This is a genomic window from Pelagibius sp. CAU 1746 (genome assembly GCF_039839785.1).
In the GTDB taxonomy this organism is placed as follows: Bacteria; Pseudomonadota; Alphaproteobacteria; order Kiloniellales; family Kiloniellaceae; genus Pelagibius.
In genome coordinates this window covers 2,495,540-2,512,943 of the sequence record NZ_JBDOQT010000001.1, presented here as the reverse complement: position 1 = coordinate 2,512,943, position 17,404 = coordinate 2,495,540, and the positions used below count along the sequence as shown (strand labels likewise).

Below are 17,404 nucleotides of genomic sequence, written 5' to 3'. Positions count from 1 at the left end.
CTCGAAGCTGCGCGCCTCGATCTCGGCGCCGTAGTTACTTGCTCTCCGTATCGGAAGTGCGCAGGCGCTCCGGCTGGATCACCTCGCCCTTGTCGTAGCGGGTCTGGGCGCCGGCGGCGCGGGGGCCGTCCAAGGGTCCGATCTGCTGCGAGGCGCCGTATTCGGGCGTCGGATTGATGATGTGAACCGACATGTTGTGCCGCACGGAGTCGCCGAAGGAGGGATTCAGGTCCCCCTGCGGTGTACAGGACGCGAGTAGGCCGGCGGCCGTGAGCACCATCGAAATTGCCATTACCTTCATTGCGCACCTCACTTGATGATGTGGCCGTAGGCGCCCTGCACGCCTCCGGCTTCATTGATCGCCATGGCATTGGCGGCATTGCTGGGGGTCATTCCGGAAGTCGGCGACTCGATCCGCCCGAACAGCCAGATGTCGGAATCGCTTGGCGGCACGAAGTTGTCGGCCGGGGTGACCAGGCTGCCGCCCGGCGCCGGCTGCACAAGGTGCGGCGTCACGATGATGACCAGCTCCGTCTGCTGGTTCTGAAAGTCGCTGCTGCGCAGCAGCGCTCCAAGAACCGGCACATCGCCGAGCAACGGAAACTGGCGCACCGTGTCCTGGAAGTCCGATTGAATCAGACCGGCGATGGCGAAGGACTGCCCGTCCCGCAGTTCGACCGTCGTGTTGGCACGGCGCGTGGTCAGACCGGGGATCTCAAAACCCTGTATGGTCACGGCGTTGGTCGGGTCGATCCGGCTGACCTCCGGGCTAACCACGACGTTGATCAACCCGTCGTCCAAGACGGTGGGCGTGAAGGCGAGAGCGACCCCGAATTCCTTGAACTCGATCGTGATCGTGGTCTGGTCCTGGTCGCTGTTCTGCGCGACCGGAACGGGGAACTCCCCGCCTGCCAGGAAGCTGGCAGTATCGCCGGAAAGTGCGATCAGGTTCGGCTCCGCCAGCGTCTTGACGACACCCTTCTCCTCCAGGGCATCGAACAGCAGATCGATGGTCGTGGCCCCGATGCCGAAGGTTACCGTACCGGTAGCGATGGCGGTCGGAGAGAACATGCCGCCCAGCAACGCATCGCCCACGGTGACCGCGAAATCGGATCCTGAAACCTGGGTGTTGAGGCCAAGTTCCTTGACGACCCGGCGCTGCACCTCCGCGAAGCGCACAGCGAGCATCACCTGCTGGCTGCCGGTCACCGAGAGAAGGTTGGTGACCTGATCGGGCGCGAAGCGCTCGGCGACCTCGAGGGCCCGCTGCAGCCGCACCGAGCTGCTCACCATGCCGCTGAGAATGACCGCCTCATTGACCGCCCGGACTTCGATCTCCTCCTCCGGCATCAGCTCGAAGAGCCGCGCCTTCAGGCCTTCGACGTCAACGGTCACCACCAGGTCCATGACGGCGATCAAGGCCTTGTTCCGCCCATAGACGGTCAGGCTGGTCGATCCGGGCTGCTTACCCAGCACGTAGATCGAGCGATCGGTAAGTGCCAGAACGTCGGCGACGTCGGCGTTCCCCACCAGAAGGTCGGCGAAGGGAACGTCCAGCCGTAGAATTTGAGACTTATTGACGGGAACGATGAATTCGCCTGCATGGCGGGTCTCGCCGATCTCCGTCGTGACCGTCGCCTGCCCCCGCGCCTGCTGCGGCATTGCCAGCCCGGCGACGACAGTGATCGCCAGCAGCGCACCTATGACATTTCCGATCCATCTTTGATGATGCTCTATCATGCCCCTCTCCCTTACCTTTCGCTTTCTTCTCGTTCCCTGGTCAGTTCAAGGCGGCTTCCAGATCGGGCGGCAGGAGGTTGATGGGGCTCTCCCGCTCACCGCCGAAAGACGGACTGCTCTGGGTGCCGGACCCCGGCGACCCCGTCTGCGGCTTCACGAAGGTCGGTCCCGCGGGTGTCACGGTCTTCGCCTCGCCGCTTTCGGCGGCGCTGCCGGAAGGCGCCAGCTTCTCCGCCGGCACGCTGCCGAACAGCGGCTGCTGATCCGGTTGAACCTCGTAGTTGGTCGCATCCGTACCGCGCACGATCCGTACGGCAGAAAGTGGGTCTTCCTTCTGCTTTCTCGTGATCTTCACCGCTTTGGTGACTTTCTTCTTGGGTGCCGTGGCAACCTGTGCCGGTTCATTCACTTCGCCCACCGAAAGATCGTTGGTGCTGACGGTCCGCACGGTCTCAGCCTCAGCATCGGCCAGATTGCGCAGCATCAGCGCCAGGCTGCCCAACTGAGAGGCCAGGGCCAGTTTCTGCGCCTGCTCCGGCGAGACCTCCAGCGTCACTGCTTTGGCGACCGAGGGCTTTTCCTTGTCCTGATTGGAGTCCTGGTCGATGCCCAGCACCTTGACGTTCTGCAGCAGCACGTCGGTGATCAGGTTGTTGGCGCTCTTGCCACCGTTCCCGCCAGTCCGGTCGCGGGTCAGCAGAATGTCGACCCGGTCGCCCGGCAGCACGAAGCCGGCAACGCCGGCGACATCGTTGACGCGGATGGTCACCGCGCGCATCTCCGGCGACAGGATGGCCGCCAAACTGGCCTTTCCGCCAAAGCCGGAAATCTTGTTCTTCAACACGGGCTCGTTGATCTCTATGGCGCGCAGAACGACCCGGTCTTCCTTCTCGCCGATCACCTCGTCAATGGAGGTGAAAGCGCCCTCGGGGACCGCGTCGCCGGGCCACTTGACCAGGCGGAGTTGCTCCTTGCGCACCGGATTGCCGAACGTCATGCGTTCCTTGGCAACCACGATCTGGATCGTATTCGCCGGCTGCGTCGCCTGCTGTACAATGATCGGCCGTGCCTGCTCCTGAATCCAGTTGCGGGCCAGAAAGACCGCCGCCGCCGCCAGGACGAAAGCCAAGCCCAAGACTACAATTGCGCGCCCTCTCATGGTTCTGTCCTCGTCCTGTCAGAAAGTGCCCTTTCGGGCGTCAGGCGCTCGCGCACCCTTAACCACGTTAAGGATTGTCCTTCAAACAGAGGCTCCGACGGCCAAGTCGAATGGCCGTCGGTCCTCACGTCCAATATCAGCAGGAGCTGGCCGTGGTGCCGTTGATGCAGTCGGCAGCGTCCTGCATGGAACCGGAAATTGCGTCACCCAGGTTCCCCGCGGCCACTGCGATACCGATCGCGACGATAGCCAGAATGAGAGCGTACTCAGCGCCAGCCGCGCCGCTCTCGTCCTTCCAAAGTGATTTCAGAAAGTTGCTCATCGTTAGATCTCCGTTCATTCGTTGTTCCCCGGCCCGCGGTCTGGCTTCGTGGCTCTTGACCTTGTCGGGCGTTAACTCGGCGTCGGCTCCCCGAAGAGGCCTTGCAGCTACGTGCCTGCGCCAGTTGACGTGAATTCGTATCAATTGCCTCGTGATCCAAACGTCATGCAGCGCCGCGGCAACAGATGCGCGAGGCGGAACGTCATCTCTGTCGGAAAGGTCGGCATTAACCATTGGCCCTTGATGTCCTGCATCACCCAAGGGCTCTTCAATTCCCTACATCCACTTGTCTTGATTGACGCTTTCGCGTTTTTTAGCGGCCGTCAGGGACCTCCGCCATCAATCGGCAGATCGCGCAAAGGTTAACGCCCGGCGGGCGTGTTAACGAAGAGGTAACCAATGGCTGCGCCAAAGGTGGTAGTCCTGTGGCCGTGGCGCAACAGGTCGCAACGATCGCACCGCAAGGGCCGTGCAGCTCTCATCGCACGGCAAAAGGCTCTCTGAGAAGGAGAGCCTGTCAGTCTAAGGACTGGAAGATCCAACGGACGTAGGACTGGCGGATCAACCGCCCGGGGCTCGAGAGGCACCATCGGCACGGCACCCCGGAGCCAGCCCGGATAAAGAGATCAGGTTCCGCAGGATGGCGTCGTCCGTATCCGCCCGATCAGTGTGGTAGCTGCCATCGCCCGGGCAACCGTCCAAGCGATGGTAACCAACGCAGAGGCGACGATGCCGTCGACTGCATAGTGCCAGCCGAGATGGACGGAACCGACCAGGATCACGGCAAAATAGGCCCAGCCGAGGAGTTGAAGTCTGGGCAGCAGTGCCCGGACCACCAGTGCAATCCATAACGCGATGGCAACATGCATCGACGGCATTGCCGAGATCCCGGCGCCGATGAGCCCTCCCCCCTTCTGGTAGTTGGTCCAGAGGTATTCGCGGGCGGCGGCCGTCCACGGGCTGAGCGGCAAATCGGCGAAACGGTCGCCTAGCTGGATGGACTCGTAGAAAATTGGACCGGCCGATGCTCCCAGGTACTGGCCCAGGGTGCCGGCAGCCCAAGTGAGAAAATAGGCGATCAGGGCTTGGGCCCTCTTGGGAGAAGGCGGCAGGTAGAACAGGAAGAGAAGAATGGCGAAATTGACCGGCGCCCAGAAAGCATAAACCCGGTCGATCACTGGCGTTGCCTGGCCCAGGTATTCGTGACTGAGGCGCCAGGGGTCCTGCCCAAACAGCAGGCGATCCAGATCGGCGAATGCGGTATCCGCCCAGAACCCCACGGCCGGTGGCATCATGACTTTTGCCCAATTCAGGACGGCGAACTGGCAAGCGACCAGCAAGAAGCCGGTTGCGAGCGCCCAGGGAAGGTGGGGCAAAATACTGCGAAGAGGGTTTTTCTCGCCCTCTCTCCAAAGGCGGAACAGTTGCCAGGCGACGGGCAGGCAGAAGCCGATGATTGCGAAGTTCACCCCCATCACACCGAAGCTTCGGAAGGGGATCTCATAGATGAAATCGACCTGTATGCCGATCAGAAGCACTACAAGATACTGAAGGCCGACGATCGCGAGGACCGGAAGTATCCAGCGAAGGTCCAGCGCGTTCATGGGCGGTGTGCCTCTTTCAGTGGAGTTCGGCGGCGCCGACCTCGGCTCTCGTCCCGACGGTACGGGCCGTTTCGAACGGCAGCCCGAGGCTGCTCTGCATCTCCAACGCCGCGCGCAATATGCGGTCGACGAGCTTGCCGTCTTCCGCATTGGACACCGAAAGCGCCTGCGCCATGACACGCAGCGCCACCGAGCGGGCCCAAGGCTCGTTGCCCTCGTTGGCAAGGCGGGCGGCCCAGCGGGCGACCTCCAGCGCGCGGTCATTCTCGCCACATCCCAGCAGGGCTTCCGCCAGCCAAGCCATGAACATCGAGCGCAGGAACGGCAGATGCAACTTCTCCGACATGCTCACCGCTTGAGCCAACTCCTCCTTCGCTTCGAAGGCGCGCCCGGCATTGATCAGCGCGAAGCCGCGGTAACCGCGGGAGGTATACTGCCTCAACAGGTCGCCGCGCGCCTCCGCCAACCCGAACGCCCGGTCGAAGGCATCGAGAGCCAGGGCCGCCTCGCCGTCCCAGACCTGAATGATCCCTTGTGTCTGTAGGCTGACGATCAGGCAGGTGGTATCCGGCTGGTTCTCGGAAAGCCTGATCGCCTTGGCACAAGCGGCGTAGGCGGCCGAGAACTTCTCGCGCTTCGCATGACACAAGGCCTGGACCGCACTGGCGTCCGCCTCGCTGGAGCGGGGGCCGGTCAGGCGGTGGCTCTCCAGCATCATAGCGGGATTGCAGCCTTCATCGGTGATCTTGTCCGCCAGATCCGCGAAGCGCTCGGCCAGCCGCCAGTGGCTCTGCATGGGCCGGCCCTTGCAAGTGCGCGGCATACGCCGGATCGCCGAATAGGCCTGCTTGATCCGGCCCTGCCGGTAGCGCAAGCGCGCGCGCGCCAGCAAGTAGCTGATCCAGAGCTCGGAGTTTCCGTAGCGCTTCAAGTCGGGCCACTTGCGGGCGAGCGTCTCCTCCGCCCGCTTCAGGTCGCCTTTCAGTTCCGCCAGTTCGGCAGCGATCACCAGTATCTTGACCTCCAGCTTTCCGCGCGCATCGCTGGGCGGCAGCAGGCTGAGGTCGGCGGTCGCCTGGCGCACCTGGGTTTCCGCGATATCCAGATTGCCGCGATCCGCTTCCAGCTTGGCAAGACGCAGCAGGTGAGGCACCGCCAGGTTCCAGCGGCCGGCGGCACGGAAGTGCCCTGCGATCTCGTAGCACAGCTCGTAGATGTCGCTGCCCGCCAGGTCTTCCAGGGCCACCGCCACCGCGTAGTGAAGGTGTTTGCGGTGGGAGGGCAGAATCTGGCCCAGAACCGCTTCGCGGGCCGCCGGCGCGATGTTGCCGGGCTGTCCGTCGGCCGTGGTCTCGAACAGACCGGCCGCGGCCAGTTCGCGGAGGCTCGCTCGGCATTGCCCCGGCGACCGCTCGGTCAGGGCTTCCAGCAGGTCCATCGAAAAGAGGCTGCCGGCAACGGCGGCGATCTGCAGGACCTCGAAGGCCGCATTGCTGAGATTGCTGATCGGCGCCAAGCCGTGACCGGAATCCGCCACAACCGCCGTCTCGCCGCTTTGTGGCGCCGGACCGGCCGGCGGAACCGCTTCGGAGACCTTCTTCCCCCGCCCGCCTCCGGCCTGGGCCGCTCGCGGCAACGGGTCGGCCCGCAACAGGATCGATTGATAGAGCGCTTCGGTCTCGGCTTCGGGTTCCACGTCCAACTGTTCGCGCAGGACCGTGCGGCAGGCATCGTAGGCCGCCAGGGCGGAGGTCCGCTGACCGGCCGCCGCAAAGGCCTGCATGATCCAGCGGTGGACGTCTTCACGCAGCGGATCGAGCGCGAGAATCCGCTTGGCCGTGCGGATTGAAGATTCCTGGGCCCCGGCCTGTTCCTGGAGAGAGAGCAACCTGTCCAGCGCGAATTCCATCTGCTCGCGATACCAGGAGCGGATCGGCAGCAGCCATTCCTCGAAGGCTTCCGACTCGATTTCCATGCCCGAGAGGAACTCTCCGCTATATAGCGATACGGCACGCGCCAGGGAGTCCTGATCTCCGGCCTCTTGCAGCCGCTCGAATTCCAGCGCATCCACCTGAAGAGAACCGACGTCGAGGTGCACTTCCCTTCGGTCGAAGCTGAGGATCGGCAGATTGTGCGGTTCGAGATTGCGCATCAGGGTAAGGCGTGCCTGACGCAAGCTCTGTAAAGCGTTCGACTGTGTGGTTTCGCCCCAGAGCAGCGTGGCGAGCTTCTCGCGCTGCTGACTGTGCCCATTGACCGCAAGATAGGCGATGAGAGCCTCTGACTTGCGGAGCGTGAGGGATACCTGCGTTCCCGTCGCATCGCGAAGCGAGAAGCCCCCGAAGAGCTCCAGTCTGGCCGCTGGTTTGATACCGTGCATCCCTCTGGTCCCTGAAACGCGTCCGCCTTAGTGGCGACGCAGTCCCCGCTTTCCGGCCATGGCGCTTTCGGGCAAGCGGGGCAGGAAGAGATTGATGGTGGTGCCGCTCTGGCCGTCGCTGTCGATGAAGAGATACCCGCCCGACTGCAGGATGAAGCTATAGGCCGCGGTCAAACCCATACCGCTGTGTTCCTTGGGATCCTTGGTGGTGAAGAAGGGCATAATGGCGCGGTCGATGAGCTCCGGCTGCATGCCGGGGCCGCTGTCGATGACAGAGAGGCGGACATACTCCCCCTGCTTGAGACCGGGCATCTCGCTTGCCGCTTCCCGCGTTGCCCTGACGTTAGCTGTCTCGACGACGACGGTTCCCTTGCCTTCCATAGCCTCCGCGGCGTTCAGCATAAGCGCGCGCAGCACTTCGCGAGCCTGGTCGGGGTCTACGAAGACGGGCCAGAGGCCTATGGAGGAAACCATCTCGATGTTGACGGACTTGGGCAGTACCGGCTCCAGGATCGCTGCGGTCTCGTTAGCCAGGGCATCCGCGAAGCTCGGCCGCGGCGCGAGCTGCTGGCGATGCGCCAGAACCGCGAGGTCTTCCATGACCGAGCGCTGCCCGGTCCCATCGTCCGTTCGCTCAAAGGGGACGGAACCTCGGCCCAACGCTCCCATTTCGGCGCGATCCACCAGCGCGCCCGCCAGGCGCGACATATGAGCCATGGTGTTGCCGATCGCCCGGCGCTGCTCGGCCACTTTCATCCTGGTGACATCGAGGAACTGCACCACGGTTCCGCCGGTGGACTCGAACTGCTCGGCGATCATCACCCAGCGATTCCCGGAAATGCGGCGGGCCGCCAGCCCGCCGGCATCGACAAGCTGCGACCGCTTCTCGTCCGCTCCCTTACGCTTCAGCACCTGGTCCGGAGCCAGTTCCTCGGCGATCTTGGCCCGCCAGGCATCGTAGCGAATGCCGGGGCCGGCCTCGTCCTTGAGATCCGGAAACAGCTTCCCGAGGCCTTCGTTCATCTGCACCAGGCGCTCGTTTTCGTCGAATATGGCAATGCCGCCAGGCAGTCCGCTCAGGATGCGGTCGAGCCGCGGCAGCGTCTCAACGCCAGGTCCGGCTTCGTTCAAGCGGTCCAACTCGCCGCGCGCCGTCAGGGCGATGGCCAGCTGCTGAATCTCGGTCGTGTGAAACGGCTTCTGAAGAACGAAAAGGCGGTCGGCCGGCGGCACCTTCTTCGCCAGGTCGATCATCTGGATATCTGTATAGGCGGTCACGATGACGATGGGCAGGCGCTCGTCGATCGCGCGGATCTTGGCGGCCGCGTCCAGTCCATTGATGCCCGGGGGCATGCGCACGTCGATAAAGGCGACCGAGAAGGGCTTGTGCTCTTCCTGTGCTCGACTGACCGCCTGCACGGCCGCCTCGCCCTGGTTCACCGAAACCAGCTCAATGGGCGGCAGGCTGCTGTTGGAATGCTGAGGGCCGAACAACTCGTCCTGCAGCTCGGCAAGGCGCGTGTCAGTGCTCTTGGGCTCGGCCATGGCCAGAGCCGAGTGATAGTCCTCGATAAGGTCGACCTCATCGTCAGCGACGAGAACTCTCGCTATCGCGGTCATGCCCTTCAAACCCTGCAGTTCGTCCTGATCCCAGCTTTATTGATTAGTAAACTCGTGGTAGCGGGACTGACTAAATTTTGTCACAAGGAAGTAGTGATTGAAAACAGCAACAGATACTCTAGGGCTAAAACTCATACAATATACGATACTTTCAACTTCTATTAAGGCTTATCGTTAACCTTAAGTTGATCTTCTGTAGTATTGCAGTCCTATTTGGCTTTTTTGGCCCAAGGCCATGATTCCCGGCCGATCGCTGTCTCCGACGCCCGCAGGAACGCCGCATGAAGAAGCGCCCCTCAGCGAGGATTGGCAAGGTCTCCGCACACAAACGGTCCGCCGCTGCGGACGCCCCAGGCCCAAGGCTATGGCCCGCCCCTCAGCGATCGGATGATCCCAGGATCGCTTCCGAGCCGGTGGCCACGTCCAGCAGTTCCATGGTGATGGCCTTCTCCCGCAGCGCGTTCTCACGGCGGCGCAAGGTGACCAACCGCCCCAGAACCGCCTCCCCTGCCGGCACGGAGGTCGGCCCGCCAGTGTCGCGCAAGGAGACGGCTGCGCGCTGCCTTGATCCGGATCCATCCCCGAAGGATATCGCCCTCAACCCGCTAGCAGGCGGACATTCATACCCGGCCCTTGGCGCGGCGCGCCAGGTAGTCGGCCCCGCGGCCCACAACCTTGTGCAGGACCAGGGTGAAGATCACGAGAACCAGGAGCGCGGCGAACATCAGGTCGGTCTTGGCCCGGCCGTTGGCCAGCAGCATGAGGTAGCCGAGGCCCCGGGAGGCCCCGACCCATTCGCCGATGACCGCGCCTATGGGCGCGTAGACCGCGGCGAGACGCAAGCCCGAACCCAGCGATGGCAGCGCCGCCGGCAGGCGGATGCGGAACAGAACCTGACGGTCCGTCGCGCCCAGGCTGCGCGCCATCTCGATCAGGCTGTCGTCGCTGTGCCGCAGGCCATCGAGGAAGTTGGAGGCCACGGGGAAGTAGATGATCAGCACCGCCATGGCGATCTTGGAGCCGAGGCCGTAGCCGAGCCAGAGGGTCAGCAGCGGCGCCAGGGCGAAGACCGGCACTGCCTGGCTGAAGACCAGCACCGGCAGCACGTAGCGCAGGGCGGCGCGCGACATCATGAGCTGCAAGGCCGTCAGCGCACCCAGCAGGGTGCCGAGCGCGATGCCGAGCAGCACCTCAGCCACGGTCACGGCGGCGTGCCCGAGAATGAGCCGGTACTGCTCGACGAGCATGCCCGCAACGCGCAGCGGCCCCGGCAGGATGAACGAGGGCACGTCGGTCAGCCACACCAGCGCCTGCCAGAAAGCCAGCGCTGCGGCAAGGACCAGGACGCCGTCGCGCATCCGGCGCCAAGTCTCGCCGGCGGCAGGCGAAGCTGGAACTCCTTCGTGCGTGGCTCGAGATGCGCCTGCGGCGCCCCTCACCATGAGGAGCTTTCTTTCTGCCATCGACAACCTACCTCATTCTGAGGAGCGGTCCGCAGGACCGCGCCTCGAAGGACGCAGGATGTAATTGCATCCCAAGGGTCATCCCGCCGCCCGCCCGCCCCTCAGCCCCATGTCCCAGAAACCGACCTCCAGGCGCGTGGCCGTGCGGAAGGTGCGGCAGAGGCCGTTCCAGCGCGGCACGGTCTGGGGCGCGGCACCGAGACGCGCCGCCGCGGCATGGTCGATCAGCTTGCCGACGCCGTGGCACAGCGCCTGGTAGTCGCTGGCCGCGTAGGTGTCGATCCAGTCGGCGTAGGCCTTGTCGCGCGCGCCGCCGCGGCTGGCGAGGTCGCCCAGCCAGGCGCCGATCTCGCCGTAGCCCAGGACGCAGGGCGCCAGGGCCGCCAGCAGGTCGAGGAAGTCGCCGGCCAGGCCGCGGTCCATGACGAAGCGGGTGTAGGCGAGGTTCTCGATCTCCTCCTCCGCAGCAAAGAGCGTCTTCTCCGGGATGCCTTCCCCCGCGCAGATCTCCACGTGCAGCTTCATCTCGTGGTTCACCAGGGCGTCGACGGTGGCGGCCGCCGCCTTCATCTCCTCCAGGTCGCCGGCCTTGACCACCGCCAGCCCCCAGGCGCGGGCGAAGTGGGTCAGGAAGACATAATCCTGCACCAGATAGTGGAGAAAAGCCCGGCGCGGCAGCGTGCCGTCGCCCAGCCGCCGCACGAAGTCGTGCCGGGTGTAGGCCTGCCAGTCCTCCGCCGCGGCGCGGCGCCAGCCGCAGAAGACCTCGGAGCCGTAGTCCGGGCCGCAGGTGCGCGGCGGCTCGGGCGCGGTCATTGCACCGACACCTGAACAGCGATGCGCGTCACCGGGTACTCGCTGGGCACCAGTCCGGCCTCGGCCAGGAAGGCCTCGAAGCGGGCGTAGCGGCCGACATCGAGGGCCGCGGGCCTCAGCGCGAAGCGCGGCAGGGTGTCCTTCCAGGCGCGCGCGTTCAGTTCGTCCTGCAACTCCTTGGCAGTACCGGCGAAAATCTCCCAACTCTCTTCCGGATGGTTGACGATGAACTGCGTCGCCTTCTCGGTCGCCGCGAGGAACCGCAGCACGACAGCCGGGTCCATCGTTTCCGGGTTGGCCACGTAGATCAGCTCGTCATAGGCCGGCACGCCTTCCTCCTCGGGAAAGAAGCAGCGTCCTTCGATGTCTTCGATGGCCAGCTGGTTCAGTTCGAAATTGCGGAAGGCACCGATCACCGCGTCCACCTGCCGCGACATCAGCGAGGGCGACAGCGACCAGTTGACGTTGACCAGTTCGACGTCGTCCAGGGCCAGGCCGTGCGGCGCCAGCATGGCGCCCAGCAATGCCTCCTCCACCCCGGCAACGGAGAAGCCGATCTTGCGGCCTTTGAGGTCGGCCAGGGACTTCACCGGCCCGTCCTTCAACACCAGAAGACAGTTGAGCGGCGTCGCCACCAGGGTGCCGACCCGGATCAAGGAGAGGCCCTCGTGAACCTGCAGATGCAACTGCGGCTGATAGGAGACCGCAAGATCGGCCTTACCCGCGGCCACCAGCTTCGGCGGGTCGGAGGGATCGGCCGGCGCGACCACCTCCACCTCCAGGCCTTCGGCGGCGAAGTAGCCCTTCTCCTGAGCGATGACGATGGGACCGTGGTCGGGGTTCACGAACCAATCGAGCACCAGGGTCAGCTTGTCCGCAGCCGCCGCGGGCGCTGGCGGCAGCAGCAGCAGGGAAAGAGTCAGCGACAGGGTGAGAGCGAGGGAGGACGTCAAGGTCTTCATCGGGATTCCTGCAGTTCGTTTTCGTGCGTTACCTCGACCCAAGCGCGTGTCCTGGCCTCGGGCTCGGCATTGAGGGTGATATCGGTGACGACGGAGAGGATGTCGGCGCCGGCCGCCAGCACGCCGGGCGCCCGCTCGACGGTCAGGCCGCCGATAGCGACCAGCGGAACCTCCCCGATGCGCCGCTTCCAATCCGTGACCTTCCCGAGGCCCTGCGGATCCCACTTCATCTTTTTGAGGATGGTCGGATAGACGGGCCCCAGCGCGATGTAATCGGGACCGGTGGCCAGGGCGCGCTCCAACTCGGCGTCGTCGTGAGTACTGACGCCCAGGCGAAGACCGGCGCGGCGGATCGCCGTCAGGTCGGCACTGTCCAGATCCTCCTGGCCCAGATGCACGAAGTCGCAGCCCTCGTCGATGGCCAGCCGCCAGTAATCGTTGATGACGAGTTGGCAGCCCGCCGCGTCGCAAAGCCCCTTCGCGGTGCGGATTTCCCGCCGCGTCTCGACCTCGCTGCGGTCCTTCACGCGCAACTGCACCAACTTCACCCCGCAGGGCAGCAGCCAGTGCAGCCAATCGCTGCTGTCGAAAATGGGATAAAAGGGATCTAGGGTCATTGTCCGTCCCCGCGGTATATCGCACCGCCACTGCCACCCACTCCTCTCGTCATGCTCGGACTTGATCGGAGCATCCAGGGCGAGCGATTCGGCGGCCGCCCCTGGACCCTCGGGTCAAGCCCGAGGGCGACAGTCGGAGTCGATGACACCGTTAGCACGGTCACTGCCAAAGCCTTCATCCCAGGAACGCCTTGCCGATAACGGGGGTCGAGGGCGCCGCCATGTCGCGCGGCTCCATGGGGTCGGCGGCGCGCGCGGTCCGGCCTGCCGCGATGGCCTGGGCGAAGGCGGCGGCCATGGCGGCGGGATCGCCGGCCTTGGCCACGGCGGTATTGAGCAGCACCGCGTCATAGCCCAGTTCCATGGCCGCCGCCGCGTGGGACGGCAGGCCGATGCCCGCATCCACCACCAGCGGCACCTCGGGGAAGTGCGCGCGCAGGCTGCGCAAGCCATAGAGGTTGTTGAGGCCCAAACCGGAGCCGATCGGCGCGCCCCAAGGCATCAGCACCTCGCAGCCCGCTTCCAGCAGGCGCCCTGCGGCCACCAGATCCTCGGTGGTATAGGGAAAGACCTGGAACCCCTCTTCCGTCAGGATCGCCGCCGCCTCGACCAGTCCGAAGAGATCCGGCTGCAGGCTGTCGTCCTCGCCGATCACCTCCAGCTTGATCCAGGGGGTGTCGAAGACTTCACGCGCCATATGGGCTGTCGTCACCGCCTCCTTCACCGTGTGGCAGCCCGCCGTGTTCGGCAAAACCTTGACGCCAAGCCCCTGGATTAGCTTCCAGAAATCATGCCCGTCGCGCCGTTCCGCCGATTCACGCCGCAGCGACACCGTAACCACCTCGGCGCCGGAAACACCGACCGCTTCGGCCAGAACCGCTGGTGAAGGATAGCCTGCCGTACCCAGCAGCAGCCGGTTCCCCAGATCCACGCCATAGAAATCAGTCATGCCTCAACCTCCCTGCATCGGGGCGATGACCTCGACCCGGTCGCCATCCTCGATCCGCATCGCCGCTCGCGCCGGCCGCGCCACGAAGTTGCCGTTGACCGCCGTTGCCACCGTGGCGTCTCTATAGCCAAGCTCCTCCAACAGGCGGTCGAGGCGGTCGCGCTTCACCTCACGCGGTTTGCCGTTCAAGACGATCTGCATCCTTGTCCTCCGGGCTAAGGGATTCGCCATAGGCCAGGGCGGCGGCGCGCCGCGCCATGGCCGGCGCCAGCAAAAAGCCGTGGCGGTAGAGGCCATTAACGAAGATACGGTCACCTTCGCGCCAAACCCGCGGCAGGTTGTCGGGAAAAGCCGGGCGTGCATCGACGCCGATCTCGACCACCTCCGCTTCTCCGAAAGCGGGATGCAGCGCGTAGGCGGCATTCAGAAGTTCGACGAGGGAGCGCGCCGACACTGCAGTGCGCGAGGCGCTCTCGATCATGGTCGCGCCGACCATGTAAAGTCCCTCGCCGCGCGGCACGATGTAGATCGGGATTCGCGGATGCAGCAACCGCACCGTACGCGACATCTCCATCTCGCGGCAGCGCAGCATCAGCATCTCGCCGCGCACGCCGCGCAGCTCGGGCAAGACCTCGCGCGCCGCGAGCCCCCGGCAGTCGACCACCACCTCGCCTCTTGGCGCGTCTTCGGCCTCGGTCGAAAACCTCAGCTCGCCACCGCCCTCGCACAGCTTCCGGGCCAGGGACCCGATCGCGGCGCGGGGATCGAGATGCGCCTCGCCCGCGAAGAAGAGGCCCTGGCGGAAACGCCCGGCGAGGTCCGGCTCCAACGTCGCGATGGCTTGCGCATCCATCTCGGTGAAGTTCTCCGTGCGGCGGGCGAAACGCCGCAGCTCCCCGGTGTCCCTGCCCGGTGCGACGACGAGAGTCCCCTGGCGGACCACGCCGCCGGCATGCTCCTGCCACCAGTCCGCCGCCCTGCCGCCCAGGCGCACCACCGGCTCCTCGGCGCTTTCGCCCTCGCACCAGGGGGCGAGCATGCCGCCCGCCCACCAGGAGCAGGATCCAGGCCCCAGGCCCGGTGCACGGTCGATCACAGTCACGGCGGCTCCGCGCTTCTGCAATTCAGTGGCGCAGGTGAGGCCGGCCACGCCGGCCCCCAGAACCGTGACTTTGACGGTCGCTTTCATGGCGTCAACTCCACAGCGCATGGAAATGGTGCACGGGTCCGTGCCCCGACCCGACGTCAAGCCTATCGGCTGCCGCGATGGCGCCCTGCAGGTAAGCGTGTGCCGCCTCCACCGCCTCGGGCAGATCCCGGCCCTTGGCAAGGCCGGCGGCGATGGCCGAGGACAGGGTGCAGCCGGTGCCGTGGGTATTTCGGGTGTCGCGCCGCGGCGCCTCCAGCCGCAGTGTCTCGCCGCCGGCCATGATCAGCAGGTCGACGCAGACCTTGCCGCTGGCGTGACCGCCCTTCATCAGCACCGCCTTGGGGCCCAACGCCAGCAGCCGGCGCCCCTGCGCCTCCGCTTCGACCTCCGTCTCGGCCTGCGGCCCTTCCAGCAGGCGCGCCGCCTCCGGCAGGTTCGGCGTCAGCACGTCGGCCAGCGGCAGCAGGTCGCGGCGCAGGGCGATGACCGCCGAGTCCGGCAGCAGGGCATCGCCCGACTTCGCCACCATGACCGGATCGATCACCAGGGGCGCGCCACGGCCGCGCAGGCCGGTGGCCACGCTTTCGATGACCGGCGGTCCGCCCAGCATGCCGACCTTCACGGCCTTCACCGGCAGGTCGTCGAAGACCGTGTCGATCTGAGCGGCGACGATATCTTCAGGGAGGGGATGCACGGCCGTGACCGCGCGGGTGTTCTGCGCAGTCACCGCGGTGATCGCGCTGGCGCCGTAGACGCCGAGAGCGGAAAATGTCTTGAGATCGGCCTGTATCCCGGCGCCGCCTCCGCTGTCGGAGCCAGCCACGGTCAAGGCGATCGGAATGCTTTCGCCGTTCCGCGCGCTGATTTTCGCCACCTTGCTCTCCTTCCTCGCGGGCCGGAGAAGGGAAAAGCGGATCAGGCTTATTTCTGGAAATGTCGTGACCCGTTCCCTTCGCCGGCATTACCCGGATCAGGTTCCTTGGGTTGGCGACCTGCGCCTCTCAGCCCTTGCGAGCACCCCAACGGTGAGTCAGGAGATAACAATTCATCGAAGAAGTTTCAAGCGTGCAAAGCGCCAGGTGCGAAAAGCCCGGTCCGGCGGGCCGGCGACAATCAGCGTGACGGATCGAAGAGGCGCGGCCAGCGCCGCCCGACTGCAGGCGCCTACTCGCGCGAGAAGACGATAATCGAAAGAAAGCGCAGCGGCAGACGGCGAAGCTCCTCCGGGCCATGCGGCGCCCGCGCATCGAAAAACAGCGAATCGCCCGGCGTCAGGGAGTAGATCTTCTCGCCGTGTCGGTATCCCACTTCGCCTTCGAGCAAGTAAATGAACTCCTGGCCTTCGTGACGAAAGCTCGGATAGGCCTCCGCGTCCTCGGTGATGGTGACGAGATAGGGTTCGCAGGCGACGTCACCGCCCAGCGAAGAGCCGAGCAGCTGATATTGATGGCCGACTTTGGTGCCGCGCCGCTCGATCGACAAGCCTTCGTCGGCACGCACGTGATAGGCGTCGCGCTTTTCCTCGAAAGCCGAAAAGAAGGTCGTCATCGGTACGTTGAGCGCCTGCGCCAAGCTTTGCAGTGTCGCCAGGGACGGCGAGATGCCACCGTTCTCGACCTTTGAAAGCATGCCCGCCGACAGACCCGCCTGGCTCGCCAGCTCCGCCACCGTCATATCCTGCAGCTTACGCAGCTCGCGCACCTGGGCGCCGATGGCCTCCTCGATACTCTGGCTCTCCGAAGCCTGGGGCGCGGTCGAGTCGGTTGTCCGCCCGCTCTGCCGCGCGGCCGGCCTGGTCTTACCGCTGCGCGGCTTCGAACGCTGCTGGGATTCCCCCTTGGCCACCAAGCGGATTCCTTCCGTGGCTCCCTGGCCCTGACAGGACTTTCATGTCCCGCCGCGCCTGCTTTTCGTGGTGTGGCTCTACCGTGCAGCAGGAGCCCTCCCTCTGCAAGCCTGCATTCCGCGCGATATCCGTGCGTTTCGACGGTCCACTCGGGCACGGGCGTGACCCATTGGTGCCCTGCGGACGCCCGCACCCCCGCTTTCACGGGCTCTAGAACTGGTTCGGATTGTCGGGACTGACGAAGAACAGCAACACGACCAGCCGGACGAAAAGCAGCAGGACGACGACCAGCCCCAGCCACCACAAGGCCGGCCCGGCGACGGCGGCGCCGCCAGCCAACGCCCGCGCCCCGGCAACGATCACCCACAGCGCCCAGCCGCAGAGAACGGCCGCGGCGAGATCGAGGTAATACTTGCTCAGATCCCCTTGTCCGACATAACCGAGGCAGAGCGCGGCAAACGCGATCGCTGCGAAGCGCAGCAGATAACCTCTATGAGAGGCGGTGACTTCCGCGGGCTCACCCGAGGACAGCGCAGCCAAAATCAGGCCGCAAAGCGTCAGAACGCCGCCGGCGATGGTGAAGAAGCGCAGATACTGCGCCAGCCAGTGCGCCAGCTCCAGCCAGATCTCGTCCAGCCGCCCGTCGCCGGCGCGGCCGTAGAGCGCGCCCTGTAGCCGGCCGCCCAGCCAACTCACGACCGCGAGCAGAACGGCAAGGCCATAGGCCAGATAGGCGTAGATCAAGGTCCAAGGTGTCGACATCGGCAGGCTGCTTT

The 17,404-nt window shown here is 65.2% G+C and carries 18 protein-coding genes and 1 riboswitch; all 18 genes read right to left on the bottom strand.

Annotation, left to right across the window (positions count from 1 at the left end):
- Nucleotides 1–34 precede the first annotated feature (34 nt).
- The 18 genes from AAFN88_RS11940 to AAFN88_RS11855 all read right to left on the bottom strand — a co-directional run bounded on the left by AAFN88_RS11940 (nucleotide 35) and on the right by AAFN88_RS11855 (nucleotide 17,390).
- Nucleotides 35–301, bottom strand: a complete 267-nt coding sequence (locus tag AAFN88_RS11940) for a hypothetical protein (RefSeq protein WP_347520537.1) — start codon at nucleotides 299–301, stop codon at nucleotides 35–37.
- Nucleotides 302–309: 8 nt separating this feature from the next.
- On the bottom strand, nucleotides 310–1,740 hold the full coding sequence (locus tag AAFN88_RS11935; RefSeq protein WP_347520536.1) for a type II and III secretion system protein family protein: 1,431 nt from the start codon (nucleotides 1,738–1,740) through the stop codon (nucleotides 310–312).
- Nucleotides 1,741–1,780: 40 nt separating this feature from the next.
- A complete protein-coding gene (gene cpaB, locus AAFN88_RS11930) occupies nucleotides 1,781–2,899 on the bottom strand; it encodes a Flp pilus assembly protein CpaB (RefSeq protein WP_347520535.1) in 1,119 nt (372 codons plus the stop codon).
- 136 nt (nucleotides 2,900–3,035) lie between these two features.
- A complete protein-coding gene (locus AAFN88_RS11925; RefSeq protein WP_347520534.1) occupies nucleotides 3,036–3,221 on the bottom strand; it encodes a Flp family type IVb pilin in 186 nt (61 codons plus the stop codon).
- Between the two features lie 626 nt (nucleotides 3,222–3,847).
- Nucleotides 3,848–4,825, bottom strand: a complete 978-nt coding sequence (locus AAFN88_RS11920) for a phosphatase PAP2 family protein (protein ID WP_347520533.1) — start codon at nucleotides 4,823–4,825, stop codon at nucleotides 3,848–3,850.
- Nucleotides 4,826–4,841: 16 nt separating this feature from the next.
- Nucleotides 4,842–7,205: a BTAD domain-containing putative transcriptional regulator gene (locus AAFN88_RS11915; RefSeq protein ID WP_347520532.1), complete on the bottom strand. Its 2,364-nt coding sequence runs from the start codon at nucleotides 7,203–7,205 to the stop codon at nucleotides 4,842–4,844.
- A 27-nt stretch (nucleotides 7,206–7,232) separates the two neighbouring features.
- Nucleotides 7,233–8,825, bottom strand: a complete 1,593-nt coding sequence (locus tag AAFN88_RS11910) for an ATP-binding protein (RefSeq protein WP_347520531.1) — start codon at nucleotides 8,823–8,825, stop codon at nucleotides 7,233–7,235.
- 376 nt (nucleotides 8,826–9,201) lie between these two features.
- Complete coding sequence (locus AAFN88_RS11905) at nucleotides 9,202–9,369, bottom strand: hypothetical protein (protein ID WP_347520530.1); 168 nt, start codon at nucleotides 9,367–9,369, stop codon at nucleotides 9,202–9,204.
- Between the two features lie 76 nt (nucleotides 9,370–9,445).
- Complete coding sequence (locus AAFN88_RS11900) at nucleotides 9,446–10,183, bottom strand: ABC transporter permease (protein WP_347520529.1); 738 nt, start codon at nucleotides 10,181–10,183, stop codon at nucleotides 9,446–9,448.
- Between the two features lie 183 nt (nucleotides 10,184–10,366).
- Nucleotides 10,367–11,104 (bottom strand): thiaminase II, encoded by a 738-nt coding sequence (gene tenA / locus AAFN88_RS11895; RefSeq protein ID WP_347520528.1) that lies wholly within the window; start codon nucleotides 11,102–11,104, stop codon nucleotides 10,367–10,369.
- Nucleotides 11,101–12,066 (bottom strand): ABC transporter substrate-binding protein, encoded by a 966-nt coding sequence (locus tag AAFN88_RS11890; protein ID WP_347520527.1) that lies wholly within the window; start codon nucleotides 12,064–12,066, stop codon nucleotides 11,101–11,103. Before AAFN88_RS11890 ends, tenA begins: the two co-directional genes overlap by 4 nt.
- Nucleotides 12,063–12,683: a thiamine phosphate synthase gene (locus AAFN88_RS11885; protein WP_347520526.1), complete on the bottom strand. Its 621-nt coding sequence runs from the start codon at nucleotides 12,681–12,683 to the stop codon at nucleotides 12,063–12,065. Before AAFN88_RS11885 ends, AAFN88_RS11890 begins: the two co-directional genes overlap by 4 nt.
- Before the next feature lie 175 nt (nucleotides 12,684–12,858).
- Nucleotides 12,859–13,632, bottom strand: coding sequence for a thiazole synthase (locus AAFN88_RS11880; RefSeq protein WP_347520525.1), 774 nt, complete (start codon nucleotides 13,630–13,632; stop codon nucleotides 12,859–12,861).
- Between the two features lie 3 nt (nucleotides 13,633–13,635).
- Nucleotides 13,636–13,833: a sulfur carrier protein ThiS gene (gene thiS, locus AAFN88_RS11875; protein ID WP_347520524.1), complete on the bottom strand. Its 198-nt coding sequence runs from the start codon at nucleotides 13,831–13,833 to the stop codon at nucleotides 13,636–13,638.
- Nucleotides 13,802–14,821, bottom strand: coding sequence for a glycine oxidase ThiO (gene thiO / locus AAFN88_RS11870; protein WP_347520523.1), 1,020 nt, complete (start codon nucleotides 14,819–14,821; stop codon nucleotides 13,802–13,804). The genes thiS and thiO overlap by 32 nt, the downstream gene beginning before the upstream one ends.
- A gap of 4 nt (nucleotides 14,822–14,825) precedes the next feature.
- The gene (gene thiD, locus AAFN88_RS11865) at nucleotides 14,826–15,656 is read right to left on the bottom strand and encodes a bifunctional hydroxymethylpyrimidine kinase/phosphomethylpyrimidine kinase (RefSeq protein WP_347520522.1); all 831 of its coding nucleotides are present in this window, start codon (nucleotides 15,654–15,656) and stop codon (nucleotides 14,826–14,828) included.
- A 56-nt stretch (nucleotides 15,657–15,712) separates the two neighbouring features.
- Nucleotides 15,713–15,814, bottom strand: a riboswitch (TPP riboswitch).
- A 132-nt stretch (nucleotides 15,815–15,946) separates the two neighbouring features.
- Complete coding sequence (locus tag AAFN88_RS11860; protein WP_347520521.1) at nucleotides 15,947–16,627, bottom strand: helix-turn-helix domain-containing protein; 681 nt, start codon at nucleotides 16,625–16,627, stop codon at nucleotides 15,947–15,949.
- A 211-nt stretch (nucleotides 16,628–16,838) separates the two neighbouring features.
- Complete coding sequence (locus tag AAFN88_RS11855) at nucleotides 16,839–17,390, bottom strand: hypothetical protein (protein ID WP_347520520.1); 552 nt, start codon at nucleotides 17,388–17,390, stop codon at nucleotides 16,839–16,841.
- Nucleotides 17,391–17,404 lie beyond the last annotated feature (14 nt).